The following is a 25,690-nucleotide window of genomic DNA, read 5'->3' as shown; positions in this document are numbered from 1 at the left end:
CTCTTTTTCATATAACCTCTAGGATTCCATCCCAGCCTCATTCTCTTCATAATGACTTGTATCCCCGTGCAGCAGGATCTCCGGCACGCCATCCGTAAAATCAATCCTGGATAAGCAGGTTGGATATATGTAAGGCAGATCCCATAGCTTAGGCAACTCTCTGCCCTCAAAATAAGCCATCAAGAGCTTGATCACTACCGTATGCGTTACGATAAGAATCGTCTCACCCTGATGGATAGTGAGAATTTCCTGAAGCTTCTCCAGTGCTCTTGTCTGCACCTCTGCGAAGGTCTCGCTGCCCTCCACTTTAAACCGGTCGGGTTCCTTCCAGAAATAACGATGCTGGTCTGAATACTGGGCTGCCAGTTCAGCAGAATCTCTACCTTCCCATACGCCCATGCCAATTTCTTTAAATGCATCGGAAATCTTCAGCGGAACATCCCGCTCTCCGCGTATAATTTCAGCTGTACGCAGCGCCCTTGGGCTAGAGCTTGCATAAATGACATCCAGATTTGTAGCCTGCATTCCCCGACTCAACCATTCCGCCTGTTGTACGCCAAGCGTCGTCAGCGCAGAATCCATATGACCTTGCATACGATTCTGCACATTCCATTCTGTCTGTCCATGACGCGTTAGATATATCGTTGTAGTACTCATCCGTTGCTTCTCCTCCTAATCCCAAATTCAGAGATAGTCTACTTCCTGTTTTGCTCCATCCAGTTCACCGCATAGTCTACAATTTCACGCTGTGGAATCAATTGAGCTGCAGCTGAGGCGATATGACCATTTGTAATGGCCCTGTCTCTTGCCCGAATTGCTCAGCAAGATCAACGAAATCGTCAGAGTTCCAATCTAGCTCCTTGAATTCCACCCACTGTCTATGACCATCCACTAGTATAGGTGCCCCGCCAATGACTTCCTTCTTTCCTTCATAGAAGGCCCGGCATTCAGCAAGATGTAATGAAGTATTATTCAGATTTCCTACGCCTAGCAGTAGTACACTTCCCCCCAGATCATAAATACGAGCTAATGGAGAGTCATCCCCCAAACCGTATTCAAGGGAGTGACCATATATAATCTCATCCCTATGCTTGCCCCAAGCCGCAAATGAATGAATGGGGTGATCGCTGCGCTTTACCTCTTTTTGTCTACGGAAGCAATCCGGAATAACCCCCATTCCCCTCAGTGGGGTCAGGTCTGGATCATAAGCCGGCATCTGCTCACGGATACTCTGCCACCAAGATTCGGGCACCGGTGGGTTACTCCAGCCAGCAGGGTCCGTCAGATCACTAGAATGCGTGGGCATCACAAGTGTACCTGACTCTCCAAGGACCTCCTCAAGCGCCAAAATAACGGCAACCGGGCCACCTGCCACCCATTGGCCTAGTGATTTGAAGGACGAATGCAGTATAATCGTCATCCCCGCCTGTACACCCAGTCGCCGAAAGTCCTCTGCCAACGTCTGAACTGTAATCAAATTGCCTTGAATTTCTTCCACCCTTCATTCCTCCAAACTCTCTTGCTGCTAATCCTAGCAAAGCTTCTCACTGCCATTATATAGGAGGATCACTTCTAACGACACCCTTAACACCCATCAAGGTACAGTTCAGCAATGATATTTATACTAAAGCTACTTATCCTGCCTTTTACGACAGATCTTCAGACAGCATTTTGGCTCTATAATCCCCTGGAGAGATCCCTTCCAACTCTTTGAATACACGGGCAAATTGCTTACTGTTCTCAAAACCTACTTTCTCCGAAACCTCAGCAAGCTTGCCACAGTCTTTCGCTAGCAGTTCTTTAGCATGACGGATGCGTACCTTTTTTAAATAAATGACAAAATTCTCACCAGTATATGCTTTGAAGGCTTCGCTAAAATAAGAATAATTCAAAGAAACATGGTTACTAACCATAGCCATATTTAGTGGACGAGCATAGTTCGTTTCAATATAGTTCAACGCTTCCTCCATATCAGCATGTTCCGTATGAGCAGAGCGCACCCCTACAATGTAATCACTCACACTCAGGAGCAAATTCTCAAGCGCACGATAATAATCATGGAAATGGCGATAGTTATACATGTTACCAACCGTACGATATAGCTTTAACACCTCAACCGAGGCTTCCCCATACAGCCGAAATACTTCATCCAGCACCTGCTCATTGATACTCTGCCCGACACTCTCGAGATAAGACAAGTCCAGTTCCTTCAAATGCTCTGTTTGAAAAATAACAGACAGCAGGCATTTTATTTCCTTCTCACGTTCTGTCCCAAGCATATTGAGCAGTTTACGAAGCGCCTCCTTCGGCAAAGGAAAGTTACGACGCTCTTGACTGACATCCTCGTAATCCAAAAATCCTTCTTGCGGAAACAAAAAAGTATATTGTAGTGCCCGACAAGCTTCCTTGTAACAGGAACGAAGTTCTGCGAGACCTTTTCCCTCACGGCTGATTCCGATCGATAAACTAGTTATTTCTCTAGCTTCAGCTTGACGGGATAGTTCCATAAAGCTCTGTCTACTAGTCCCGATTAATACTAACTTACCGTCCCAGTCCGTTATAATTTCTGAAAAACACTTTTCGATTGGCCCCATCAAACGTTCGACCAGCCCTTGAACTTCTGTCGCCTTCATCCGAGTCCCATCATTAAAATAGTAATTCAGCACGCCAACTGTAAAAGGAACCTCCAAACCATTTAGCTCCTCTTGCTGCTCGGGCTCCAACTGAACCTCCTGCTGTTGCAGCAGTCCCCGTAAACGGCTGGAGCGTAGCTCTTTGCGAAACTGTTCTGCTTCCCGCTCTATTTTCTTGACGCTGAACTCCTGTTCTTCCTGTTCCTTATGGATATGCAGCAAGATTTCGAACAGCTCATCTCGGCGAATCGGCTTAAGTAGATAATCCTTCACACGATAACGTATGGCACATTTAGCATATTCGAAATCATCGTACCCACTTAGGATCACCACTGCTGGTTTTTTCTCGCCTCTTACCTCCACAGATAGCTGCTCCAAAAGCGTAATTCCATCCATTACCGGCATACGAATATCCGTAATAATAATATCTGCACCATCTGTCTTAAAGACCTCGAGCGCCTCTGCACCATTGCTCGCCATTATGATCGAATATGCGGACGGAAATTCCCTTTCAATCATGATCTTCAGACCTACACGAATATTTTTCTCATCATCAACGATCAGTAATTTCTTCATGGTTGTTTTTCTCCCGTCAAAAGAACTTTCGGCAAGCTTAGACGTACCATCGTCCAACTCCCTGCCTCGCTCTGTACTACAAGCCCGTATTCTTCGCCATAAAAGATTTGCAGACGCTGGTGTACATTTCGCAGTCCTATGCCCCCTGCTCTCTGGCTTACTTCCCGCTGTTCACAGGAGCTATCACTATCACAACATTCATCCTTAGCATATATCGCCTCGTTTAAAGCAACTAGACGTTCTGGGGTAAGACCGATACCATTATCACGAAGCTCTATGGAAATATCACCTTCCGTTTCCGAAATATGAATATGAATGTTCGGGTTCTCTAAATTCTCTTTTTCACCGTTCCAAGCATGCTTAACACTGTTCTCTACAATAGGCTGCAGTGACATTTTCAGCACCTCCAGCTCCAAATATCGAGGTTCAATATGAAGTACAAGCTTAACCGGGTACTCAAAACGAATATTCATTACTTCAATGTAATTCTCAATATGGCGGACTTCATCACGAAGCTTCACATACTCCCCAGACCATTTGAAATTATAACGCATCATTCCACCGAGCGAAGTTAGTGCGTCTGATATCGTTCGTTGATTTTCAATTTCAGCAAGCATTTTAATATTTTCAAGTGTGTTATATAAAAAATGTGCATCTATTTGATTATGCAACGTGCGCAGCTCAGCCTCTTTGGACAATGCCTGCTTACTCACAGCCTGAGCCACCAACTTATTAATTGTATTCATTAGCTTAGAGAAATGATGGGCAAGCTCACCGACTTCTCCTCCACCCCGAATCGTAATGCCACTATATGCTTCACCTCTGCGCACGCTTTTCATCGTTTCGGTCAATCTGCGCAGATTTTTTAGAATAAAGGCATTCATCACATAAGCGATCAACGTGAGTAAAATAATAAATCCAATGTTAGCTCCAATAATAAAGTTGCGTGTACGGGAGATATCCTTCAAAACACCCTCCGTTGAGACCACATTTAACAGATAAGCATCAATACGTTCCAGCGGTGTGTTAATAAGTAAATAAGATTTACCGTTGGCTGTATAACTACTATCCCATTCACCAGTAGCCTTGAAGGTCTTGTATCGTTCAGTAATAACACTAGCCATCTCCTCGTTATCCTGTAGAAAAGACTGATCAGGACGAGTAAATAGCTGCAGCTCACCATCTACAAGGAACATTTGTGTCTGGTTATCCCGTACATCGGTATATGTCTTTGGTGTAAAGCGGTTCAACATCATATCTACTTGAACCATCCCAATATGGTTGCCAGCAGGACGACTCATCTCACGTAGTAAAGAAACCTTCGGCAAACTCTCAGTCGGTGCACCCAAGTATCTCTGCATCAGATCCGGATCACTCCTTTGAAAAGACCAGTACTCCTGTCCCTCCAACTGCAGTGCTTTCTGGTACCACGGCTCGGAAGAAACTCGCTCTTCGCGAAATAAAATCGGCCAAATTTCATGCATCGTTTTACTTTTCGAATACAGCCGTAAATGCTCAATATTCGGATTATTAAATTGAATACGTGTCATATTCACATAAGCATTTGTATTAAAATCAACCAAATCTTCAAGCATCGGCTCAGTCTCATTCGCAAGAAAGTCTTTAACATCTGAGTCAGAATACGCCATCTGTGCTGCCCGCTCCATCGCTTCAATTTGATTGTGGATATGCAATTTTTCCATTTGCAGCAAATACTCATTTTTCTCAACAGCATCTCGGAAATAGGTACTATTGATAGACTCATAAAAATAGACGGACACCAGCAAGCACGGACCTATAATAATAAAAACATAGGCAGCGATCAAACGACTCTGCAGCGACCTTCGTCCCCACCAATATAAGAAGGAATTCCAAATTTCTTTGCTGCGCTCACGCATATTCTCCCTCTTCACTTCTTCAACTTTCACCTCGCTAATATCGTGAATACTTAACATACTTAACAACTATACCTTATTATTGTTTCAAAATAACCCAAAAACCCGCAATCAGCGGGCTTCTGGGTTATATTTTATTGGGCGAGCTTCACTTTGTTCTCTTCATACTTTTTCTGTTGATAGGCTTGGAATTTATCTACACCTATATCCTTTTGTTTCGCTAAATACTCACTCCATATTTTATCGAACTCAGCATCCGAAGAAGCCATAAGCAGCTTAGGAATCGTCTTCCCGCGCAGTTCTTTCAGCTTTGTAGCAATGATGCCTTCAGGGGAGTTACCTGTAGGATCAATCTGTTGGAACGTTGAAGTACTAGTCGCTTTTCCTCTCGTCCAATCTTCCAATTGTTTAAAAGGTTCTACTGATTTAGGTGCCCATTGATCCGTGATATTCGTGTTCTGCATCATCCAGTAGGTGAACGAAGATCCGTATTGCTTATCAAACGCCGAACGATCCTTATTCATTAGATCAAACACTTCAGGCTTAAATTGGTCTTTGCCATCAATCGTTTCGTAGCTGACACCCTTTTCACCGAGGAACAAGTCTTTATTACCTTCTTCACTGTTCAAGTAGCTTAGGAAGCGGATAGCGCGAGCTTTATCCTTTACATCTTTGGAGATCAGCGTTACTGTCCAGCCTGCGATCGCAGGTCCATCTAGGGTCGGTTGATCCAAGTTCGTATTCGAAGGACCATCAATAGCAATATAAGTTTTGCTAGGATCTTGTTGGTAGATCGTACCTAGTTGCGCTGCAAAGTCTGTACGTTGGTAGAGCATCGCGAAATAACGACCTTGAGCGATCTTCTCTTCCATTTGTGGACGTTTATCAATAAAGATATCTTTAGCAAGCAGTCCATCCTGATTCGCTTGGCGAAGTGTCTTCATCCAGCGGATATATTCAGGATCAGTCTCACGGGCATATACCTGACCATCTTTTTCTCTAGGAATTGCCAGGAAGTTCTGAAGATAACCTTCCAGAGAATCATTGCCGTTTACACCAAATTCATGCAGACCAAGCGGGATTAGCGGCTGTCCATTTACGTCAGGGAATTTCTCTTTCGCTAACTTAAGCGCATTCAAGAAACCTTCTGGTGTGCGCATATCAGGACTGCCAATCGCTTCATACATATCCTTACGGACCGCGAATACTTGGTTGGATACGTAGTTCTCTCCATATTTCTCATAGTCAGCAGGAGAGGAAGAAGAGTTAGGATAGCCATACACATTGCCATCTTCCTGAGTGTACCAATTCAGCTTATCTTTATCAGAAACTTTGTAGAAATAAGGATCATATTCATCAGCAAGCTTGTTCAGAGGTAGCGCAAGATCACCTTCGATTATTTTCTTAATTGCATCTTCATAGAAGCCCAATGTGATGAAATCAGGCAATTTGCCAGAAGCAATGAGTGTGTTCAGTTTCTCATTCTCGTTACCAGCCGGAACGATGAAATTAATATCAACGCCGGTCTTCTTAGTTACATATTGAGAAGTTGGGTCCACGCCCCATTTGTTAGGGAACCAAGAGAAGTTCAGGTACCAGTCAAACGTAATCGGTGAAGTGTCAATCTTCCAACCTGGTTCATCAGCAGACAATGTAGCAGCAGGTGCATCTGTCGCCCCCGTGTTCGTTTCTTTAGTACCATCCGAATTTCCTTTAGCGTTATTTCCACTGGAACAGCCTGCGGCTGACAAGGCCATAACCGCTGCCAGAAGTAGAGCCATCGCTGTTCTCGGTTTGCGTTTCATACCCATATTCTTTACCCCTTTTCTATGATTGTTAATTATAAGCTCAACCCCAGAGCTCATAGAGATGAGCTGCTGGAGGAGTTACCTTTACTAAGGATCAGCCCTTAATGGAGCCGATCATCATGCCTTTAACAAAGTAGCGTTGTAAGAAAGGATATACGAACACGATAGGAAGTGTGGTGACCACCATCGTCGCCAGCTTAATAGACTGTGACGTTACGCTTCTTGTCATGCCGCTACCTTGTGCAGCAACCATCATTTGAGTCGAGCTAGATTGTGCTACAACGCGGAACAGGTACGTCTGAATCGGCTGTAGCTCTGTATTATTGATATAGATCATACCTGTAAAATAATCATTCCATTGGAACACGCCGTGGAACAGCGCAATGGTCGCAATAACAGGCATAGACACTGGAAGCACAATTCGTAGGAAAATGGACCAATCATTAGCCCCATCAATCCGGGCCGCTTCCTCCAATCCTTCAGGAATCTCTCGGAAGAAGGTCATGAAGATAATAAGATCGAAAAAGCTAAACATCGCAGGAATGATATACACTAAGAAATTATCTAGTAACTGAAGATCTTTGATAAGCAAGAAGCTCGGGATCAACCCTCCGGCGAAGAAGAGCGTAACTGTACCCATAAACATGTAAAACTTTCCACCAATCAAGCCTTTACGAGAAAAGGCATAGGCTACCATTGCTGTGAAAAATACATGCAGGACTGTGCCGATTGCTGTTTTGGCAACGGTGATCCACATCGCCTGCATAATACCAGGGCTGTCGAACACCGCCTTAAAGTTTCCTAGACTGAACACCCGCGGCCACCAGTATATACCACCTCGCATAGCATCCGTACCTTCATTAAAGGCATTGACGAGTACGTACCAGATCGGATAAAGCGTTATGAAGCAAATACACAGCATGATGATGTTGTTGATAATATCGAATAGGGCCTCGCCCTTCGTTTTGCGCTTGAGAGCAAACATGTGTAGGTCCTCCTTATCCTAGAACAATGATGTATCGTTGATTTTTTTAGACACTTGGTTAGCTATCAGCAGCAAGATTAGAGCAATAATCGATTTTAATAGTCCAACTGCAGCCGAATATGAGAAGCGGCCTGAGAGAATCCCTGTGTAGTACACATAATAATCGATTACATTACTTGCACTATCATTCAACGAGTTACGTAGCACCAAGATCTGATCGAAGTTGGAGCTTAGTACACCACTGACTGCAAGAATGAAGAGAATACTGATCGTCGATTTAATGGCCGGCAGCGTAACGAACCACATTTTCTGGAATCTTCCAGCACCATCAATCGTAGCAGCCTCATACATTTCAGGAGATACACCAGAGATTGCTGCTAGATATATAATTGCTGACCATCCAAGTTCCTTCCAAATATCAGATGAAATAACAATCGTCCAGAAATAGCTAGGTTCGGCCAGATAGGTAATCGGCTGATCAATGATATTTAGCGCTAACAAGATGTTATTGATAATCCCTATATCCGCAAGCCAGGTCGCTAGAATCCCGCCGAGTACAACCCATGAGAGAAAGTGAGGTAAATACGAAATCGTCTGAATCCACTTTTTGAATCTCACCGAACGGACCTCGTTTAGGAATAGTGCAAATATAATCGGCAGTGGAAAACCGATGAAGAGCTTGATCAAGCTAATGCCTAACGTATTCCTAATAACGTCAACCAGACTTTCATCTTGTAGGAATTCTTTGAAATGAGCTAGTCCTACCCATGGAGCTTCGGAAATTGATTTGACGATGTTGAACTCTTTGAAGGCAATAATAACTCCATACATTGGAATGTAGTTAAAGATGATCATCCAGGCTACGCCTAGTAGGGCCATGGTCTGTAAATGACGCTGGGCTACAAATCTCCTCCACAGCGAGTTTCTATTTACTTTACCGGTTTCGAAATTGCCAGGAATTAACGGATTCATCGCTGGGCTTACTTCCACGCTTTTTTTGTTCTCCATCCTTTGGACCTCCAGGCTATGTATCTTTTTCTTTTTCTGAAGCGCTTACAATATCTGTGTATTTATTGTATTTGCTTTTGCCTCTCTCCGTAAGGCTTTGAATTTCGGGTTATAGGTTCCATTTTTCGGGTTCAAGCTAAAACGCCTTCGGCGTCCTTTAAGGACTTTCTTATATTTGGAGAAAAAAATAAAGGGAGGGCCTAGGCCCTCCCTTATTTTCTATGCCATTTTTGCTCGAATTTGCTTGATCTCTCCACGTCGCAGAGCCTCTGCCTCTTCGCCACGAACGAGTGCTCCTGAAATTTCGGTCACTGTTCCATCGTGATAGACGAGCGTCATGCTCTGAATAACAACCTTCTTCTCACCAAATGTATTCTCACATTGCGGGTTCGAATAAGTTACTTCCGTGCCACCTAGAAATGTGAAAGAGAGATTGCCTTGTTCATCAAATAGCCAGCCTGGTAGAACCGGATCCAAAGATAATGTAAGCTGTCCATCTTCTACTCTGAAAACATGGCTTCCGGCCATCATCGTTCTCCACATACTCAAGAACTCAGCAGTCGACCCACTTAATCTTGCAACGAACCCTCTACCATGATTGTTCGGATCAGGATTACCTCCGGTAGCGATAAAGGATGAATTTTCAAGCGTGCTGCGTCCATAGACAGCCGGATCTAGGAACGGAACTAGCGAGGTCTTCAGTTCTCCGTAGAACTCCTCATAAAGCCCGCCCTTCAACAACTCAAGCAAATATTTGTAGGACATATGCAGGAAGTTGGACTCCCGCTCTAGCCAGCCTGGCGTAAAGGCTCTCATTCGTCCGATCTCATGAGACTCACCCTCTAGACTAACCGAAGTTTGATACATAGACGTAGTCGGATCATATAGCTCTGTTTGCTTAATCAGATTATAGATTTCTTTGGCTTGCACCGGATCTTTCAGCGTCTTCAACAGGCGAGTAGGCCCCTCAAGGAAGTATGGCAATGCATAGACCTCAAACTCCTCTACCACAGCTTTTGGCAGGCCGTATCCGCTAAGTACTGGTTGACCTTCAGCATCTGTTACCTGCTGGAATTTCTTCGCCTCAAAGCGGAAATAGGTTGGGGTAAGTCCGTTACCAAGTTCTACTGCCTTGTTGATTCCCTCGTCGATTTTGACCAAGAACTTGGAGAGGGCCTCACGAATGTATTCTAAGGTTACTTCAGACTCAGTTCCAGTAATACCGAAACGGATACGTGCTCTATAAGCCTCACGCGCCGAAGCTACAGTATCCCAATAATTAAATTGTTCCAAGTCTCCCGACAGAACCGCCGTGACCGCATGATATACCTCTTCAAGCAACTGGGCAATTTCTTCTGGCAGGTCTACAGCTCCTTGGACGTTCTCTTTGCTGTTCAGAGCATCTAACAAAAAGACTACGGTACGTTTCAGCTCAAAAGTCTCACTCATTCCGGAGCCGAACAATCCAGGCAGTCCATTCATAGCATCGTTCCAGCCCGGCTTATTGCCTTCCATTTCTACACCCATACCATAAGGATCAAGCGTAGCAAATTTATTCAAGGCAAGAGACAACATCTTCACGAACAGATTGGTGTGGTAAATGGCGCCGAGACCGCCTTCAGTACGCAGCCAATGGGTATCTCCAGCTTTCCATTTCAGCTTGTGCAGCTTCTCCTCATCCTCAAGGAGTGCACCATATTGCCTGGCCTTTCCGTCACTGATTACATATTTCTCACTGCGTGGCAGCACATACGCTGGGCTGTCATAGAACGCATAGGTGTTATCCCCAAATAGAAGCTCCTGCTTTTTGTCAGGGAAGATATCCAAGTAACCTACTACCAGATCCATATTATATGTCCAGTGATCCGACCAGAAGCCTTCACCAAAAGCTGCCTCAATGTTTTGCTTTGACAGGGCAAGTAATCCCGACAAAAATTGTTGTTCGCTTACCTTCAAGGCAACGTTATGATCCGCAATATAGTTCACTAAGCTACCTGGTGTGAACCGAGTGCTACACAGCTTTACAAGCTCAGCTTGATGATCTGCCGCAGCTTTTCCAATCCACTCCGCAGCTTGTGCCTTACTATCCGGTTTCACTTCAAAGGTTGTTCCTTGCACGCTCAGTGGATTGTAACCATCCGCCTGAATCAAGCTATAGAACATTTTGATGTTAAAGCTACCCACCTTCGGATTAAAAAACACATCATTCCGACGATTCTGATTCATATCACGGAAGTTTCCGTTCCCCTGTGAATAATATTCTGGGGCGAGTGAGAAGAAATTGTAGTCACGCTCCAAGTCACCGTGCTTACGCGAGTATAAGTGAACTACAAAGCCATCACCACCATTGTCAAAGACAAAAGGATAGCCTCCACGCAGGAAGTTATCGAGATAGGATTGACGGCAATACGCATCAAACACAGCCGATGAAGTGTGAGTAGCAATGTCTTCCGTTAATTCCTCCGTCAGACCTGCGGCCTCTTGAGATTTAGACAGGATATATTCATCGCGGCATAACTGCTCCGCCTTCTTATTGATTTTGTCGATGTCATTTACATGTCCAACCAGAGTGTTCAGGATCAGATTGCTACCTGGCGCTAAACGTCTTGCCACTCCGCTAAAACCGCACGGAACCTTGTTGACCGGGTATTGCGGAAGCTCGCCCAGTTCGGCAAGGGTTAATCCCGCAAAGCGGTCTGGATACGTAAGCGAGGTATTGCCACCAAAGACTAGCTCGAAATCGACGATTGGCGAGACTTTTTCTCCTTCTCCAGTGAACGACAGGTAGAAATGGCCATTGGTAATTTCGCTAACCTGTGCATCATCATTGGTGCTGGAACGCAGCTTGTAGAAAGGAATACCATTCTCTAAGTTGTATACGTCCATCCAGCTGCGCAGCAGATTCCCTATTTCCTTGTATCCACTGTTCTCTACGCCGTAAGGCAATATTTCAGGCAAACCGTCCATCAGCTCTAGCTCGATCTCTTTACCGCCGATGTTATCAATCTCTACCCGACGTACCAATGCTGCATAATCGTCATTAGGCAAATTAAAATAGTGTACGGTCGTCTTCAGACCATGTGCGGCATGGCTTTCTTCAATAGTAAGCCCATTAGGCAAAATGGTCATGAGGCGCTTTGCAGCAGGATCTGGACGTGCAGATTGAAACGGTTCATAAATCTCTTGCTCGCCTTTAATTTTGATAAAGGTTCTGAAACCGGTCGTCCCTACGTTCTTATAAGAGATATTTGCAGGAGAGAATTCCATGATCGGTGAATTCTTATCGCGTACCCCGAAGCTGCAAATGGCCTGACCCCGGTTCACATAAAAAGTCCACATCGGAATTCCCTTCAGTCCGGCAAGACCCGGTAAGAAACTGGAAAAAGGCTTTCCTTCATCAAATTGCTCCATTACAAATGTACCTGATTCGAAATAATAATTGCTCATATTTATGTCCTCCTAGGTTGTAGATTATTTATGAAATCAAATGCGTTACGATGGAATGAGGCGATAGCTCGCAGCTTGCAACCTCTTCGCCTAGACCTAGCGTTACACTGTGCACTTCTTCACTTTCATTCATCAGTACGACAGCAATACTACCGTCAGGATTACGGAATGCTGTGGTTAAGATACCTTCCGCTTCAGATGTAAATCCGATCCGTACTGCACCTGGCGCAATGAATTTACTGAAATGCCCAATGTAATAATAGGAGCTGTTATAATGCACTTCATCTGTTGTCGTATCTGCAATAATCGGCGCATCGCAGAGATTGCCTACATGGTTAGGACCTCCAGTCTCATCCAGTACCAGGTTCCAATCCAGGTATCCTTCTGTCCACGCATTGAGATCTCCAATCATGTTTCTGCCGTAACGTTCGCCAGTAAACCATTCCCCCAGCTTAACGCCGCCCTCTTGGCAGCCCTCTGTGAACAACAGATGCTTGTCAGGAAATAAATCATGTACCTTTTCTACTTTGTCGAACTCCTCGCCTCCGTACCAGTGAATACCTGTACCCCACACATACTTCGCAGCCTCAGGATCAGATAATACTGCCGAAGCACGCTCGACCATAATATCGCGGTTATGATCCCAGATTACAATGTTCACATCTGAATGGCCGGTCTGATGCATCATCGGTCCAAGATGATTTTTAACAAAATCCCGTTCCTCTTCCGCACTATAAATACATGAATCCCAGACCTGAACGGCAGCCGGCTCATTTTGCACGGAAACTGCCCAAATCGGTACTCCCTCTTTTCCATAAGCTTCAATGAATTTCGTATAGTAGCGTGCCCAAACTTCTGCGTATTCCGGCTTCAGTGATCCACCGTTATTCATTTCCCCATTTGTTTTCATCCATGCCGGAGGGCTCCAAGGAGAAGCTAGCATCGTGAATGCACCGCCTCTTACTTCCATGGCGTCTTTTATCAGCGGAAGTACCCACTTATGGTCATGTGAGATATCAAAAGTAGCCAGCTCTGTGTCATGATCAGCAACATAAGTATAATTGCCGAGGGCAAAATCACAGCTGTGAATATGAACACGCCCCATGCTATAGCCTAATCCCTCTACTGGATGGAAGTACCGATGAATAACCTCTGCTCGTTTCTCGGAGCTCAGACGTGACAACGTATAAGCAGCAGCTTCAGTGAAAGCGCCGCCAAATCCAATCATCTTTTGAAACTCCTGCTCTGGCTTAAGCTCCACATCGGCAGACCCAGATCCTACTCTTGCGCTAAAAACAATTGCATCTTTTGGAGTTAAGCGTTCCCCTGTATCTTTTGCAGTTACCACAGTTTGAACTTTTGCCATTTCATCCAGCTCCTTTGAATTGTTTTCTTACCAAAGCACTAGTCTTTACTGGATCATCTTCCGATGTTATAGATTCGGAGCAATGACCCATCAAATCGAAACAATCGAAACCGGTTTCGATTGTTTCGAAAAAAAATGATCTTCCAAATCAATTGAAAGAGCATTTATAACAATGGGTCTATTATAGCTCCATCTCACTACATAAGATGTGCCAAATACCACTATCTCATCTCATAAGAATAATTGAAAGCTATACTGTCTTTTACTTTAGCAGGACTCTTTTCAGTTCGTCAAGATTTATCAGACTACTTTCCGCTAATCGGAGGTGCACAGGATTCCCGTTCAACCACTTCCACCGGAACTAAAATCGCTTCCTTATCTAATACTTTACCTTCAATTGAGGTTAAAAGAATGTCCGCCGCTTGGCTTCCAAGAAGCTCCGTATCCTGACGCACCGTTGTCAATGCAGGTGTAACGTACTCGGCAAGATCGATGTCATCGTAACCCATAACTGAAATATCCATCGGTACGGAAAGTCCACTATCTTTAGCGGCCATAATAGCCCCTAAGGCTAGTAAGTCACCGGAAGCAAAGACGGCGGTTGGACGTTCAGGGAGCTTAAGAAGCTCCAGCATCGCGTTATAGCCGCTTTCCCGAGAATAAAAGGCTCCGTTTACAACATAGGACTTAGGTACTTTAAACCCTCGCTGCTTCATAGCGGTCTTGTAACCCAACTCCCGCATTTTACCTGGAAATGTGTTCATGCCGCCGGATATATGGGCAATCTTGCGATGCCCCAAAGAGGCTAGATACTCCACTGCCAGCTGGGCTCCAGAAGTATTATCTGAGCATACCGTATGCGTCTCAGAAGTCTCGAAATCCATAATAACGGTAGGAATATCACTCTCAAGCAGTTCACGGAAATACGGATCCTCATAATCGGACAAGAAGACAACAACGCCGTCTACGCCACGAATCCTGCAATTCTCTAAATAACCGCTTTGCTTACCACCGACATCTTTGGAGATAAACATGAGGGCATAACCCTTTTCAACAGCAACCTTCTTAAAGCTTTCGATCACAGCGCTGAAAAAAGGATGGCGAATACCAAATCCCGTATTCTCTACGAACAGCACGCCGATGGTCCACGATTTCTTAGTGGTCAATGTACGGGCATGTGAATTTGGCAAATACCCCATTTCTTGGGCAACCCGGAATATTTCCTGACGAGTTTTCTCACGTACATCGGAATAATTATTAAACGCCTTAGAAACCGTTGTTGGAGAGTAACCGGTTCTTTTGGCAATATCGTATATCGTTGTCAAATCGGCTCGCTCCTTGCCCTGACAAATGAAATGCCTTTTGTTCACTGCAATTTTAACGTCTTTCCGTACCGCCGTCCAGCGAAAAGTAACTTTGTACAGAGGGGAGTAGTGTAACGGTCTGAATCAACAGCCCTAGACTCATATAGATCAGATGTATCATTGCAACACTATTCAGCATGTACGTCTGCACCGTTATCCAAATGATTTGCCCAAACCCGATATACAGAGACAAAGCCCAGAAGCTATATAATTGCTTGAACGGATTTAATCGTTCCACCAAGTGCCACTGAGGTCTCTTGACCAGACCATAAACAACGAGGAGGGGCAGTAATCCAAATACGATAAATAGCAGAATACCCGGGAATAAAAAATCAGAGAATGGCGATCTTTCCAGCATAGAAGTCGGCATTTTCATTAGATCCCCGCTTGGATCTATTACAAGAGCACCGCCCCCTCCTAACGCTCCAACCCCCAAAAAAATAAGAAGAATATACAGCCATGTTACTGTACCCGGCCTTCCCTTCGTTAATTCCATTTCACTTCCCCATTTCCAAATAAGAATTAGAGCAACCCTATCTAGATAACGAATCTGCCCTTTTTTCTATTTTACAAGTTTTCCCTGTTTATCACCGAGATGCATATCACAAATTTGGCTGTGTTTACGGTTTTTTTACGTACGATGTGAACAGTAGCGCTTTACGTTATACTAAGTTTAGAAGCTAACATTTCACTTAACGGAACTCATAAATAAACATCATTGAATCCAAAGCATAAACAACTTCTACGTCCTTATAAGCGAGAAATCTAAGACATAAAGTATGGTGTGGAACCTATAGTTTATTATATTTCAAAAACAAGGAGACAGGACATGCGTACACATGCGCTGCACCTAACATACCTATGAACGATACCGACCTTCTATCTACCAAGCAGTGTGCTTATTGCCACAAGCTAAAGCCGCTCACAGAATTTCGAAGACGTACAGGCAAACGTTCCAAGGGACATTCACGCCGTGGTGCCTGCCGTGAATGTCGCAAACAACGGGAAACACTAAATATAAAACTCACAGCGAACCCCTTACTGGTGAAGCTTGATACGATCCAAACCCATCAGATTACTCCATTGGAGCGTCCCAAAAAGGGAAAGCCGTCTTCCGCTGCTGCTTCTTTAGGACAATCTAATCCGAACCGACGCGTACGAGGTTTGGAACAGCGAAGAAAAAGGCCGCATGCTCAAGGCACAAAGCTAAATCCCGAAGATCCAACCCAATTGATTCCTTCTACCAAAGGGATGATTCTAATGCGCGGTCATAGCGACAAGGGACGGCGTTGGCATCAGGAGATTGATCTAGCGCTTGCAATTACCCTGGTCAGGGAACATGCCGCTATCGTTGTAAACCGTCGAACGATTCGACGATTGTATAGTAATAAGGATTTTCGCGCTTATATACTAGCCAGAGACAATTACACCTGCTACTTCTGCGGCGCTTATGGGGACACCATTGATCATTTACTACCTCGTGCTAAAGGTGGTCATACAACCCCAGATAATTGCGTCTGCGCTTGCACGTTATGTAATCAGACTAAAGCTGATAAATCTGTTGAGGATTTTATGGGCCGAATATAACAACTTAAACCAAAAAGCCCTAATTCGTAGGTTGTTCTGTTTCCGTGAACAGAACAGCCTCCGAGATTAGGGTGCTTTTTAATATGGAGAAGTGTAGTTTATTTAGTTGCCTGTAATATTCTTAACTCGTCCTACCTGTCCGCTAGTCAATCTGACCTTAATGCCATGCGGATGCCGAGGCGAGTTCGTGAGAATATCTTTCACCGTACCGTGTGTTAGCTTGCCTGTAGGCTGATCCTGCTTAAGTACAATATCCACTTCAAGCCCAGGACGAATATCCGCTCTTACTTGTCCGTTCATGATGTAATCCCCTTTCATGGGTTATAATGTTGTCAACTACAATAGATAAGGATGAGAAGTTATGGCCTTCGGCATCAATAGAGAAGAATTATCCCGGTGGAAAAAAGCGGTCTCCGCAGGAGAGATCGCCTTCTTGACTCATTATTGGCTGGATCCACGCTTTCCCGGCATCACTACCGTCACCAAGGTGGGCTGTAGTGATCTTACCACACTGAAACACTGGTGCGAGGAGAACGGATTGCCTGCCCAATATATTCATAATCGTTCATCGTTTCCCCACTTTGACCTCATTGGACCTAGGCAGGCAGAAATCCTTCGACAAGAAGGTCAATGGGATCAGCTGGAACGTTTCAAACTGCTCTAAATACAAATTGTGATTTGAGACGTATTAATTACTTCTTTTTGCGTAAATCCTGCATGATTTTACGGCCGGTAGGTGTCTGTGCTAAACCGCCCCCTGCAGTCTCGCGGTGTTTCTCTGGCATAGCTGAGCCTACCTCGAGCATGACCTTGATAACTTCATCTGAAGGAATCACACTACGAACACCAGCCAGTGCCATATCTGCGGCGGCAAGTGCAGTAACTGCACCGAATCCGTTTCTAACAATACAAGGAATCTCAACAAGTCCGCCAACCGGATCACAAATCAGGCCTAAAGTGTTCTTAAGTGCTAACCCGACAGCATGCACTGCTTGTGCAGGCGTTCCGCCGCGTAGCTCGGTTAACGCGCCTGCTGCCATCCCAATGGCAGAACCTACCTCAGCTTGACAGCCGCCTTCCGCACCCGATACAAAGGAGTTATTGGCGATGACATAACCGATGGCCCCGGCTGCGAACAATCCGGATACCATGTAGTCATCATCCCAGCCAAACCGTTCCTGACAGCTGAGAAATACACCCGGAATAATCCCGCATGAACCAGCAGTAGGCGTCGCAATGATCCGGCCCATAGAAGCATTCACTTCGGATACAGCCAACGCGTAAGCCATAGCTTGACCTGCAGGTCCACCTAGGCATGGCTCATCAGCCGCGTTGTATGCTCCTACACGCTGGGCATCCATGCCTGTAAGGCCGCTGCGCGAAGTTGTATCTTCATGCATCCCGCGATGAACAGCCTCTTTCATCACGCCATAATATTCACGCATCGTGGAAAATTCATGATCACTGGAACGTCCAGATTCCGCACTTTGCTCTTCGAGCATAAGTGCTCCAATCGTGAGACCACGTTCCTCACACAATACAGCCAGCTCGCTAAGTGTTTGAAAATTCATGTTAAACTTTCCTTCCCCTTCTCATCTTGCTTACCTTCGTTTAAATTAACCAGCTTCACGGATTTCACAGCAGTGAGCGCTTTAAGCGCTTCAAGAAGCTCCGGTGTAGCCGCTTCATCCAGCTCCAGCACCGTTAAGGCTGCACCACTACGATTCTTACGATCGAGAGACATATGCCCTATATTAAACTGTCCGTTACGCATCACTTCCGTAACACTTGCCAGAACACCTAAATAATCCATATGATTAATCAGAACCGTCGGATAGATCCCCGTAAGCTTCACTCCAAAACCGTCGATATCAACAATCTCGATGTTTCCGCCACCAATAGATGTCCCTGTTAGCGTCAGTTCGCTTCCTGTTTCTTGTCCGATGAGATGCAGCTTAACGGTGTTTGGATGTGGGAACAGACCTGTTCCTTGCTTAAAAGAAACTTCCATCCCGGATTCGACCGCCAGTTCTAGGGAATCTGGAAGCCGATGATCGTCGGTAGTGAAATCAAGTAACCCTCCAACAATTGCCCGATCTGTGCCATGTCCCTGATAAGTTGCTGCAAAAGAACCGAAAAACGTTACTTCAGCCACACGCGGTACTTCACCCAACACCTGCCTTGCGGCCCTCCCGATCCGTGCCGCCCCAGCGGTATGTGAGCTTGAAGGACCGACCATCGCCGGACCAATAATTGAAAATACATCCTTAAAACGCATAAAAGACCTCCTGCCTGCAAGAATAGGCAATTATCGTACTCCTATATAGTATACTGCACTAGCAGTCGGAGTTCACCGTGACATTTGCTGTGATATCCAAATGCCTGACTTTGCGTATTCAAAGGCTAGTATTTCTATTTCATGTCTTGAGTATCACAAGATATCCTGGGAGCACAGCATAATTCCACCTCTATACTGCCAGCCCATCCCTTCCCAGAACCCTCTTCCATGTTCATTGGTTTCAATAACCATCAGGTGGCACTTGGCAATACCGGCTGCGCGGAGATTCTCAAGACAAGATCATACTTGTTCCCTCGCTTGAACAGAATGGCATAAAGCATGAAGAGCGCTCCGAGGAAGCTTTTCAAGCTCCAGCAGCGCTTCGTAAGGATCGCCCTCTAATCCCATAGCTTTCGCAAAGGCAGGCTCTGTCTTCCATCCGCTTGATTTTAAAAGAATGATCCGTTCGCGAAAATCATCATCCATCTGAGCTAAAATTTCAGCTTCAACGATCATATGCAAATAACCATTCTGGAGCTCCGTTCGCCTTGGCTGTCCAAACAGTTCGATAGGCCAGCCCTTTACCATAAAGTTAATTTTCGTTCGAGGAATCCCTTGAACCACTCGTGATTCGCTAACAAACCCCTCCATGGCTCCAAAATATCGAACAACTAGCGCCTTAAAATCCGCAGGATTTTGAACCTCACATATGATATCCAAATCGCTGCCCTCCACTTGAATTCCAAGCGGTATTGTCCCAACCAACAAAGGGTTATAGTCCTTTAGCAAATTCATAATATCGAGCTCTAAAAGAAGGTTATAGACCTCTTTCTGAACCGCGGTTCCATGAATCAAATCATCGATATTTCGCCAATCATTCATTTTGGACAAGCGCCTCCTCCGACTCGGGTTTATAAACGCATATGTATGTATTGATGACAGCGCACGCTTTTCTGGGCGCATGCATAGAAATATACGGAAGGTAGAACGCAAGGAGGTTATTTCAAAAAAATGAATCCCATCTACCCCTATTATGGGGAGCGGACAGTATGTAAAGAGCAGCCTATTGCTTTTCCTCCACAGCATCAAGATCGTCAGCCGGGCCTGGAGAGTCTGATGAATCCTCGTCCCATCAGTGAAAACCCGGAAATTATCGGCAGTGGAAAACTGAAGGGAAAGGTTGCACTCATCACCGGAGGCGACAGCGGAATTGGTAAAGCCGCAGCCATTGCTTTTGCAAAAGAAGGTGCAGACATTGCTATAGCTTATTTATACGAAGCCTCAGATGCGGAAGTCACTCAAAAGCGGATCGAAGAATTAGGGCAACGTTGTCTAAGGATTGAAGTTGATTTACGCCATAAGGAGAATTGCTTCAGGGCTGTGGAGCATACGATCCGCACCTTCGGCAAGCTGGACATTCTGGTCAATAATCACGGGGTCCAATATCCACAAAAAAGTATTTTGGATATAACAGAAGAGCAATTGTACCAGACGTTCCAGACGAATATCTTTTCATTCTTTTACCTCACTCAGGCCGCACTTCCACATCTTAAAAAAGGTGCATCCATCATTAATACCGCTTCCATTACTGCCTATCAAGGAAATAAAGAGCTCATAGATTATTCCTCCACCAAAGGGGCGGTGGTCTCTTTTACCCGCTCTTTAGCCTTATCTCTCGTAGACGCTGGCGTCCGAGTCAACAGTGTAGCTCCCGGTCCGGTATGGACCCCACTGATTCCCTCAAGCTACTCTGCAGAGGAAGTTAGTATCTTTGGTACAGATACACCCTTTAAACGTGCTGCACAGCCTTATGAGCTAGCAGGAGCATATCTATTTTTAGCGGGCCCTGATTCTTCATATGTTACCGGGACATGTATACATGTCAACGGTGGAGATATGGTCACCAGCTGATACACAACACACCACGAGAGGAATGTATACCTATGAATAAGATGCCCGATTATGATATTCCTTCAGTCCGTTTAACAAGCGGAATGTATGCCTTAACAAAATTAGCCTGCGCAGGGCTAACGTACGTCCTTATCTCTTTACTTATGCTTGGGTTTCCACAACATAACGGCATACCAGAGGGTTGGCCACTTTCGATCCCCTATGCGATTTACGCTTATGGACTACCAGCCGCACTAGTAGCCGATGTTCTGCTGCGCCTCCTGCGTTCCACTTCCCACATCGTTTCCCTTGTTGTATACGTAGCCGCAGGTTTCGGTGCAGGTCTATGGCTGGCAGCAGAACAAGGTGCAGAGCTACTGCTGTGGGGCTTGGCTGGAATTTTGGGACTGTTGCTGCTACGAGTGACGCAACTGGGTGTAGAGCGTTCCCCTCTGTTACTGCCTGTGTTTGCACTATTTCTTCCGCTGCTCTGCTTGCTGCTGCTATAAGCTGCACTCAGAGTGCTTCTATGATATCACCGGCAATGATAGCCGCTGGATTATTCCGCTGACGGGCGGCTCTCTCCCCTGCTAATCCGTGTAGATATACACCAAAAGCTGCTGACTGCGCCTCATTCAGTCCCTGAGCCAGCAGGCTGGAAATGATGCCCGTTAGCACATCACCGGCTCCACCAGTACCCATGCCGGGATGGCCTGTGGTGTTTACATAAGCTTGCCCTTCAGGCGTTGCTATAACCGTATGTGCTCCTTTTAATACAAGGGTAACCCCATGCTCTTTCGCATATCCCATAGCCAGACTGATGCGGTCCCGTTGCACCTCAGCTGTTGTTATACTAGCAAGACGGGCCATCTCACCTGGATGAGGCGTCAGAATCACCGGATGGCGTCTACTTGCCCAGCTCTTGTAATCAGCTTCAGCTAATATATTTAAAGCATCCGCATCGATCACCAGAGGACAATCCGTCTCTTCCCAGAGATTGCGAAGCCATTCTGTATCAGCCTCGAACCGACCAAGACCGGGACCAATGGCAAGAACATCTCGCTCTTTACTTAGCCTCAGCAGCTCTGAAACGCTCCCTGCTTGCCAGGTTCCATCTTCATTGCCCCCAACATCGGCTAACATGAGCTCAGGGGCAGAACCGATGATACAGGGCAGCAGCTTCTGAGGAAGCGCCCATGTCACTAATCCGCAGCCTGCCCGGAGCGCAGCACGGGCAGAGAGCAGTCCGGCGCCGCTCATTCTTAAGGTGCCGGCTGCAAGAAGGACATGCCCATAAGTACCCTTATGGCCTTCAGGCGAACGCCGGCGGGCCAGATCTACGCCCAGATGGGCATGCAGCACTTCCGGTGTCAGCAGGTGAACCTGCACACCGCTTTCAGGGGCCAAAGAAGACGGAATGCCGATGGCCCGGACCTTCACATGCCCCGCTGCGCCTGCACCGGGGTATTGCAGGAGACCTCGCTTGAGAAACGCGAGGCAAACCGTCACCGACGCATGAATGCAAGACTCATGTGTCTCACCGGTGTCCGCGTTCAGACCACTCGGGATGTCCGCAGACACGATCACTTTGCCGCTGCTATTCGCTGCGGCAATCAGCTCCGCATAGGCACCGCGCGGGGCTCCCGCGGCGCCAGTGCCGAGCAGCGCATCCAAGATGCCGCTGCACTCGGCAAGGTCCAGCCGATCCCTGCCGTATACCACGGCAGGAAGGCCCATAGCTGCAGCCGCATCGCGCTGCAGGGCGGCCTCGCCGGAGAGCGACTCCGGCGGCACCGCATAAACGAGCGTGACGGCGATGCCGGTCTCGCGAAGATACCGTGCGGCGGCGAGGCCATCGCCGCCGTTGTTGCCTTTGCCGACGAGGATGAACCATCGCTCGGTGGCGGCATTGTCCAAGGTCAGCGCATGATCTGCGCTGACCTGAAATGCATCCTTCCCAGCGTCTTCCCATCCGGCTGCATTTCTGCAGCCATCTCCACCTCTCCGCCGGCACAGCGCAACGATCTCCTCTGCGATCACTCTTCCCGCATTCTCCATCAGCGCAATAGCTGGAATCCCCAGCCGCTGGATTGTTTCTCCGTCCAGCCGCCGCATTTGCTCAGCAGTTACCAGAAACATGGTTCGGCCCCTTTCCGCTACACTTCAATCCACAACTAGCTTGATATCAATAAGCTACAGTAAATCTCGTCCGGCTAAAATTCCCTTCCTCCAGCTCGTCCACCATAGCTACAGCAAAATCCTCAACACTGATAATACTTTCGCCGTTCTCATCAAAAACGAGACGGTCGAGTCCAATGCGAAATTGACCTGTACGTCGACCGGAATGAACTACCGCAGCAGGACTGGCATACGTATAATCCAGTTCTGTGTTTTTGTAAATTTCATAAGCTTCCGCATGTGCCTCTGCCAGTGGTCTAATCTGAGCAGGAAAATCTGCCGTATCCATCAACAGCTCTCCTGATTCAGTCTTCAAACTCCCTGCACCACCCACAACTAACAGTCGATTTAGCCCAGCTTCTTGTATTCCCTCTACAATTGCCTTAGCTGCTGTTATCAAATCCTTCTCTTGGCCGAGTGCTGGACCGTATGCACTGATTACCTCTTCATGTCCACGGACTGCAGCTGCGACTGAAGCAGGATCTAGAACATCTACAGTCGTGATGTGCAGACGTTCATGTTCAAGGGTTACTGATTCTGGAGTCCGTACCGCAGCTGTTACCTCATGTTTTCTTTTTAAAGCCTCCTGTACAATCGCCTTTCCAATCGTTCCTGATGCACCCAATACTACAACATCCATCTGTCTTTTCCTCACTTTTTCCGGGTAAGGCCAGCGTGCGGCCTTCCTGCTTATTTATATTTTTCAATACTCGTCTCAATAGCCTTTCCCTTACAACCTTTAATCATTATTTATCCCCTGCGGTCCATTTGAAATCAAATCGCATCCGTTAACTTCCAAACGAAAAACCCCTTCACCAATACAAGGGGCACTCTCTACTAAGTAGCATGTCCTCACATTAAGGACGTAAAAACATTCCCTGAGAACGTGGCATGACCGATTCAAAGCCATATTGTGCATACAATTTAGAGGCTTCCCCATCCGCGATTAGACTGACATAAGCCTTGTCCGGTACAGTATGAAGAAAATCCCTGATTTCCCCCATGATCAATTTTCCTAAACCGCGACCCTGATAAGAAGGCTTCACTGCGATATCCGTAACCTGAAAAAAGCATCCCCCATCGCCAATCACCCTGCCCATCCCGACCAAGGTATCTTCCTCATACAAGGTTACTGCAAAAATAGAACGAGGCAGCCCTATCGCAGCCCCTTCTTCGCTCATTGCACTCAGACCGGCCTCTTTTCTCAGTGCTAAATACTGTTCCACTGAAGGACATTCATGACGTATATCCAGCTTTCCTGTTGTCCCCATACCTTTCTCCTCCTAGCATCCTACAATAAAATAGAATTAGCGCCGTTCAGCATTGCTGTTCCAACTATATACGACTCAATGGTGCACAGGCAAGACTTGCCTCCGTCGAATATACAATAGCCGCCTGGCACATAGGCTAGGCGGCTTTTTTTATCAATGATTTTCATTATTATGAAGTGTTATCTTCTTATTAAAAAGGCGATTACTCCCAATATTCTGGTTAACTGATCTGGTATATCGTTTTACTACCACAAGAACAAGTCGTTCCCCTTTAACTTAAAAATAGCTTCCATAAAATAATAATCGCCATAAATGATTGAAACATGAATGTCTTTATGATGATACGCTGCTGAACCGCCCATTAAAAGATGATCGGAATCGGTCGTCCAGTCGCAGCGAGTAGCGTCCACTTTTTTCACGAGCTTCAGCGCGGCGTTCAGGTAGACCTCCTTTTCGTGCTCGCCAACAACTTGGGCGATCTCGATCAGTCCGCAAGCTGCGATCACCGCTGCCGTGGAGTCTTCGTAAGCGGGCTCCTTCGGTTGCCGGAAATCGATTGGAATAACCCCGTTATCCGGAATATTAGCCATAAAATAATGCGCCACCCGTTTGGCTGCCTGCAAATACTCCGGCTTTCCCGTATGCGTATAACTGATCATAAAGCCGTATAAAGCCCAGGTCTGCCCACGTGTCCAGGACGAGCCATCCTCGTAGCCTTGGCCGCCGTAAGTTCGGACCACGCCTCCATGGAACGGATCAAACTCCACGATATGATTCACGGACCCGTCCGGCCTGATAAAAGCTTCTAGAGCGGTGTCCGCATGCCTCATTGCGATATGCGCATATCGCGGATCTTTAGTCTCTTCGCTCGCCCAATAGAGAAGCGGTAGATTCATCATGCAGTCCACGATCGCCCACCCTCTTGTATCTTCGCTGGCCGTATCATCGTTCCAAGCGCGGATAAATCCGCCTGCCAGATTAAATCGTCCAGCAAGTAAGTTGGCGGCGTGCATTGCCCTCTTACGAGATTCCGGATTTCCGGTAACTTTATAATTGGCCAAGCTCGTAGGCAACCACATAAATCCGACATCATGATGCAGACCGTAGAATTGATGGAAGCAGGCATCCAATGCATCCTCCGTAAAATTGGCGATTTCCTTGTACTTTTGAGCGCCGGTTTCATGGTACATGAGCCACATCATACCGCCCCAAAATCCATTCGTCCACCAATTGATATCTTTTTCGATCTGATTATCGTGCGTGCCATTTCTTGTCGTGTATGGAATTTTGTTTCTTGATCGTTCACATACGACGTCCATTTTGTCCGTTAGTTTAGCTATGACATTATCTACCCAAATTTGATCATCAGCCTGAAGGTTCAACAATCTGCTCACTCCTATTTTT

Annotated in this window: 23 protein-coding genes; 4 read left to right on the top strand and 19 right to left on the bottom strand. The window is 46.2% G+C overall.

Translation table 11 applies throughout. The features are described 5' to 3' along the window. Window positions 1-18: 18 nt before the first annotated feature. The 11 genes from MKY99_RS02380 to MKY99_RS02330 all read right to left on the bottom strand — a co-directional run bounded on the left by MKY99_RS02380 (window position 19) and on the right by MKY99_RS02330 (window position 15,578). On the bottom strand, window positions 19-657 hold the full coding sequence (locus MKY99_RS02380) for a histidine phosphatase family protein (protein WP_339268447.1): 639 nt from the start codon (window positions 655-657) through the stop codon (window positions 19-21). 97 nt (window positions 658-754) lie between these two features. Beyond that, entirely contained in the window at window positions 755-1,498 is a 744-nt protein-coding gene (locus MKY99_RS02375; protein WP_339268445.1) for an AAC(3) family N-acetyltransferase, read from the bottom strand. Window positions 1,499-1,646: 148 nt separating this feature from the next. Beyond that, a complete protein-coding gene (locus MKY99_RS02370; protein ID WP_339268444.1) occupies window positions 1,647-3,209 on the bottom strand; it encodes a response regulator in 1,563 nt (520 codons plus the stop codon). Next, entirely contained in the window at window positions 3,206-5,164 is a 1,959-nt protein-coding gene (locus MKY99_RS02365) for a histidine kinase (protein ID WP_339268443.1), read from the bottom strand. The genes MKY99_RS02370 and MKY99_RS02365 overlap by 4 nt, the downstream gene beginning before the upstream one ends. Before the next feature lie 74 nt (window positions 5,165-5,238). Then, the gene (locus MKY99_RS02360) at window positions 5,239-6,915 is read right to left on the bottom strand and encodes an extracellular solute-binding protein (RefSeq protein WP_339244505.1); all 1,677 of its coding nucleotides are present in this window, start codon (window positions 6,913-6,915) and stop codon (window positions 5,239-5,241) included. A gap of 91 nt (window positions 6,916-7,006) precedes the next feature. After that, window positions 7,007-7,897 carry a carbohydrate ABC transporter permease gene (locus MKY99_RS02355; protein WP_339244503.1) on the bottom strand — a complete coding sequence of 297 codons (891 nt, stop codon included), beginning with the start codon at window positions 7,895-7,897 and terminating at the stop codon, window positions 7,007-7,009. Between the two features lie 18 nt (window positions 7,898-7,915). Next, entirely contained in the window at window positions 7,916-8,905 is a 990-nt protein-coding gene (locus MKY99_RS02350) for an ABC transporter permease subunit (protein WP_081389681.1), read from the bottom strand. Window positions 8,906-9,124: 219 nt separating this feature from the next. Beyond that, a complete protein-coding gene (locus MKY99_RS02345; protein ID WP_339268440.1) occupies window positions 9,125-12,352 on the bottom strand; it encodes a cellobiose phosphorylase in 3,228 nt (1,075 codons plus the stop codon). A 28-nt stretch (window positions 12,353-12,380) separates the two neighbouring features. Continuing rightward, window positions 12,381-13,718 (bottom strand): glycoside hydrolase family 30 protein, encoded by a 1,338-nt coding sequence (locus MKY99_RS02340; protein ID WP_339268438.1) that lies wholly within the window; start codon window positions 13,716-13,718, stop codon window positions 12,381-12,383. A 305-nt stretch (window positions 13,719-14,023) separates the two neighbouring features. Further along, entirely contained in the window at window positions 14,024-15,043 is a 1,020-nt protein-coding gene (locus MKY99_RS02335; protein ID WP_042184444.1) for a LacI family DNA-binding transcriptional regulator, read from the bottom strand. Window positions 15,044-15,095: 52 nt separating this feature from the next. Continuing rightward, window positions 15,096-15,578: a hypothetical protein gene (locus MKY99_RS02330; protein ID WP_339268436.1), complete on the bottom strand. Its 483-nt coding sequence runs from the start codon at window positions 15,576-15,578 to the stop codon at window positions 15,096-15,098. A gap of 365 nt (window positions 15,579-15,943) precedes the next feature. Between MKY99_RS02330 and MKY99_RS02325 the strand changes: the two genes are divergently transcribed. Next, complete coding sequence (locus MKY99_RS02325) at window positions 15,944-16,669, top strand: HNH endonuclease signature motif containing protein (protein WP_339268434.1); 726 nt, start codon at window positions 15,944-15,946, stop codon at window positions 16,667-16,669. 102 nt (window positions 16,670-16,771) lie between these two features. Here the strand turns inward: MKY99_RS02325 and MKY99_RS02320 are convergent, their stop codons facing one another. Continuing rightward, window positions 16,772-16,969 carry a YwbE family protein gene (locus MKY99_RS02320; RefSeq protein ID WP_042184438.1) on the bottom strand — a complete coding sequence of 66 codons (198 nt, stop codon included), beginning with the start codon at window positions 16,967-16,969 and terminating at the stop codon, window positions 16,772-16,774. A gap of 61 nt (window positions 16,970-17,030) precedes the next feature. Between MKY99_RS02320 and MKY99_RS02315 the strand changes: the two genes are divergently transcribed. Then, window positions 17,031-17,333 (top strand): hypothetical protein, encoded by a 303-nt coding sequence (locus MKY99_RS02315; RefSeq protein WP_042184436.1) that lies wholly within the window; start codon window positions 17,031-17,033, stop codon window positions 17,331-17,333. Between the two features lie 28 nt (window positions 17,334-17,361). Here MKY99_RS02315 and sdaAA read toward each other — a convergent pair whose 3' ends face one another. The 3 genes from sdaAA to MKY99_RS02300 all read right to left on the bottom strand — a co-directional run bounded on the left by sdaAA (window position 17,362) and on the right by MKY99_RS02300 (window position 19,829). Then, window positions 17,362-18,240: an L-serine ammonia-lyase, iron-sulfur-dependent, subunit alpha gene (gene sdaAA / locus MKY99_RS02310; protein ID WP_042184434.1), complete on the bottom strand. Its 879-nt coding sequence runs from the start codon at window positions 18,238-18,240 to the stop codon at window positions 17,362-17,364. Beyond that, window positions 18,237-18,947 (bottom strand): L-serine ammonia-lyase, iron-sulfur-dependent subunit beta, encoded by a 711-nt coding sequence (gene sdaAB / locus MKY99_RS02305; protein ID WP_339244491.1) that lies wholly within the window; start codon window positions 18,945-18,947, stop codon window positions 18,237-18,239. The genes sdaAA and sdaAB overlap by 4 nt, the downstream gene beginning before the upstream one ends. Before the next feature lie 300 nt (window positions 18,948-19,247). Then, window positions 19,248-19,829 carry a DUF4269 domain-containing protein gene (locus MKY99_RS02300; protein ID WP_339268432.1) on the bottom strand — a complete coding sequence of 194 codons (582 nt, stop codon included), beginning with the start codon at window positions 19,827-19,829 and terminating at the stop codon, window positions 19,248-19,250. Between the two features lie 129 nt (window positions 19,830-19,958). On the opposite strand from MKY99_RS02300, the gene MKY99_RS02295 reads away from it, so the two are divergent. Continuing rightward, window positions 19,959-20,858 carry an SDR family oxidoreductase gene (locus MKY99_RS02295; RefSeq protein ID WP_339268430.1) on the top strand — a complete coding sequence of 300 codons (900 nt, stop codon included), beginning with the start codon at window positions 19,959-19,961 and terminating at the stop codon, window positions 20,856-20,858. Between the two features lie 32 nt (window positions 20,859-20,890). Further along, the gene (locus tag MKY99_RS02290; RefSeq protein ID WP_094874201.1) at window positions 20,891-21,346 is read left to right on the top strand and encodes a hypothetical protein; all 456 of its coding nucleotides are present in this window, start codon (window positions 20,891-20,893) and stop codon (window positions 21,344-21,346) included. Window positions 21,347-21,353: 7 nt separating this feature from the next. Here the strand turns inward: MKY99_RS02290 and MKY99_RS02285 are convergent, their stop codons facing one another. The 4 genes from MKY99_RS02285 to MKY99_RS02270 all read right to left on the bottom strand — a co-directional run bounded on the left by MKY99_RS02285 (window position 21,354) and on the right by MKY99_RS02270 (window position 25,605). Continuing rightward, window positions 21,354-22,976 (bottom strand): NAD(P)H-hydrate dehydratase, encoded by a 1,623-nt coding sequence (locus MKY99_RS02285; protein WP_339268427.1) that lies wholly within the window; start codon window positions 22,974-22,976, stop codon window positions 21,354-21,356. A gap of 46 nt (window positions 22,977-23,022) precedes the next feature. Continuing rightward, entirely contained in the window at window positions 23,023-23,655 is a 633-nt protein-coding gene (locus MKY99_RS02280) for an NAD(P)H-binding protein (protein WP_339268425.1), read from the bottom strand. Between the two features lie 217 nt (window positions 23,656-23,872). Further along, window positions 23,873-24,286 carry a GNAT family N-acetyltransferase gene (locus MKY99_RS02275; protein WP_339268423.1) on the bottom strand — a complete coding sequence of 138 codons (414 nt, stop codon included), beginning with the start codon at window positions 24,284-24,286 and terminating at the stop codon, window positions 23,873-23,875. Between the two features lie 245 nt (window positions 24,287-24,531). Next, a complete protein-coding gene (locus MKY99_RS02270) occupies window positions 24,532-25,605 on the bottom strand; it encodes a glycoside hydrolase family 88 protein (protein ID WP_339271471.1) in 1,074 nt (357 codons plus the stop codon). Window positions 25,606-25,690 lie beyond the last annotated feature (85 nt).

This window comes from Paenibacillus sp. FSL R5-0470 (genome assembly GCF_037975205.1).
GTDB lineage: Bacteria > Bacillota > Bacilli > Paenibacillales > Paenibacillaceae > Paenibacillus_AQ.
This window is presented reverse-complemented; position numbering and strand designations above follow the sequence as displayed.

What these genes read in the sequence shown, in the direction of transcription:
- MKY99_RS02320 (WP_042184438.1), bottom strand. Translation starts at nt 16,969, where the DNA reads ATGAACGGACAAGTAAGAGCGGATATTCGTCCTGGGCTTGAAGTGGAT.
- MKY99_RS02380 (WP_339268447.1), bottom strand. Translation starts at nt 657, where the DNA reads ATGAGTACTACAACGATATATCTAACGCGTCATGGACAGACAGAATGG.
- MKY99_RS02285 (WP_339268427.1), bottom strand. Translation starts at nt 22,976, where the DNA reads ATGTTTCTGGTAACTGCTGAGCAAATGCGGCGGCTGGACGGAGAAACA.
- MKY99_RS02355 (WP_339244503.1), bottom strand. Translation starts at nt 7,897, where the DNA reads ATGTTTGCTCTCAAGCGCAAAACGAAGGGCGAGGCCCTATTCGATATT.
- sdaAB (WP_339244491.1), bottom strand. Translation starts at nt 18,947, where the DNA reads ATGCGTTTTAAGGATGTATTTTCAATTATTGGTCCGGCGATGGTCGGT.
- MKY99_RS02325 (WP_339268434.1), top strand. Translation starts at nt 15,944, where the DNA reads ATGAACGATACCGACCTTCTATCTACCAAGCAGTGTGCTTATTGCCAC.
- MKY99_RS02275 (WP_339268423.1), bottom strand. Translation starts at nt 24,286, where the DNA reads ATGGGGACAACAGGAAAGCTGGATATACGTCATGAATGTCCTTCAGTG.
- MKY99_RS02350 (WP_081389681.1), bottom strand. Translation starts at nt 8,905, where the DNA reads ATGGAGAACAAAAAAAGCGTGGAAGTAAGCCCAGCGATGAATCCGTTA.
- MKY99_RS02345 (WP_339268440.1), bottom strand. Translation starts at nt 12,352, where the DNA reads ATGAGCAATTATTATTTCGAATCAGGTACATTTGTAATGGAGCAATTT.
- MKY99_RS02300 (WP_339268432.1), bottom strand. Translation starts at nt 19,829, where the DNA reads ATGAATGATTGGCGAAATATCGATGATTTGATTCATGGAACCGCGGTT.
- MKY99_RS02295 (WP_339268430.1), top strand. Translation starts at nt 19,959, where the DNA reads ATGAATCCCATCTACCCCTATTATGGGGAGCGGACAGTATGTAAAGAG.
- MKY99_RS02280 (WP_339268425.1), bottom strand. Translation starts at nt 23,655, where the DNA reads ATGGATGTTGTAGTATTGGGTGCATCAGGAACGATTGGAAAGGCGATT.
- MKY99_RS02330 (WP_339268436.1), bottom strand. Translation starts at nt 15,578, where the DNA reads ATGGAATTAACGAAGGGAAGGCCGGGTACAGTAACATGGCTGTATATT.
- MKY99_RS02315 (WP_042184436.1), top strand. Translation starts at nt 17,031, where the DNA reads ATGGCCTTCGGCATCAATAGAGAAGAATTATCCCGGTGGAAAAAAGCG.
- MKY99_RS02360 (WP_339244505.1), bottom strand. Translation starts at nt 6,915, where the DNA reads ATGGGTATGAAACGCAAACCGAGAACAGCGATGGCTCTACTTCTGGCA.
- MKY99_RS02340 (WP_339268438.1), bottom strand. Translation starts at nt 13,718, where the DNA reads ATGGCAAAAGTTCAAACTGTGGTAACTGCAAAAGATACAGGGGAACGC.
- sdaAA (WP_042184434.1), bottom strand. Translation starts at nt 18,240, where the DNA reads ATGAATTTTCAAACACTTAGCGAGCTGGCTGTATTGTGTGAGGAACGT.
- MKY99_RS02290 (WP_094874201.1), top strand. Translation starts at nt 20,891, where the DNA reads ATGAATAAGATGCCCGATTATGATATTCCTTCAGTCCGTTTAACAAGC.
- MKY99_RS02365 (WP_339268443.1), bottom strand. Translation starts at nt 5,164, where the DNA reads ATGTTAAGTATTCACGATATTAGCGAGGTGAAAGTTGAAGAAGTGAAG.
- MKY99_RS02370 (WP_339268444.1), bottom strand. Translation starts at nt 3,209, where the DNA reads ATGAAGAAATTACTGATCGTTGATGATGAGAAAAATATTCGTGTAGGT.
- MKY99_RS02270 (WP_339271471.1), bottom strand. Translation starts at nt 25,605, where the DNA reads ATGGACGTCGTATGTGAACGATCAAGAAACAAAATTCCATACACGACA.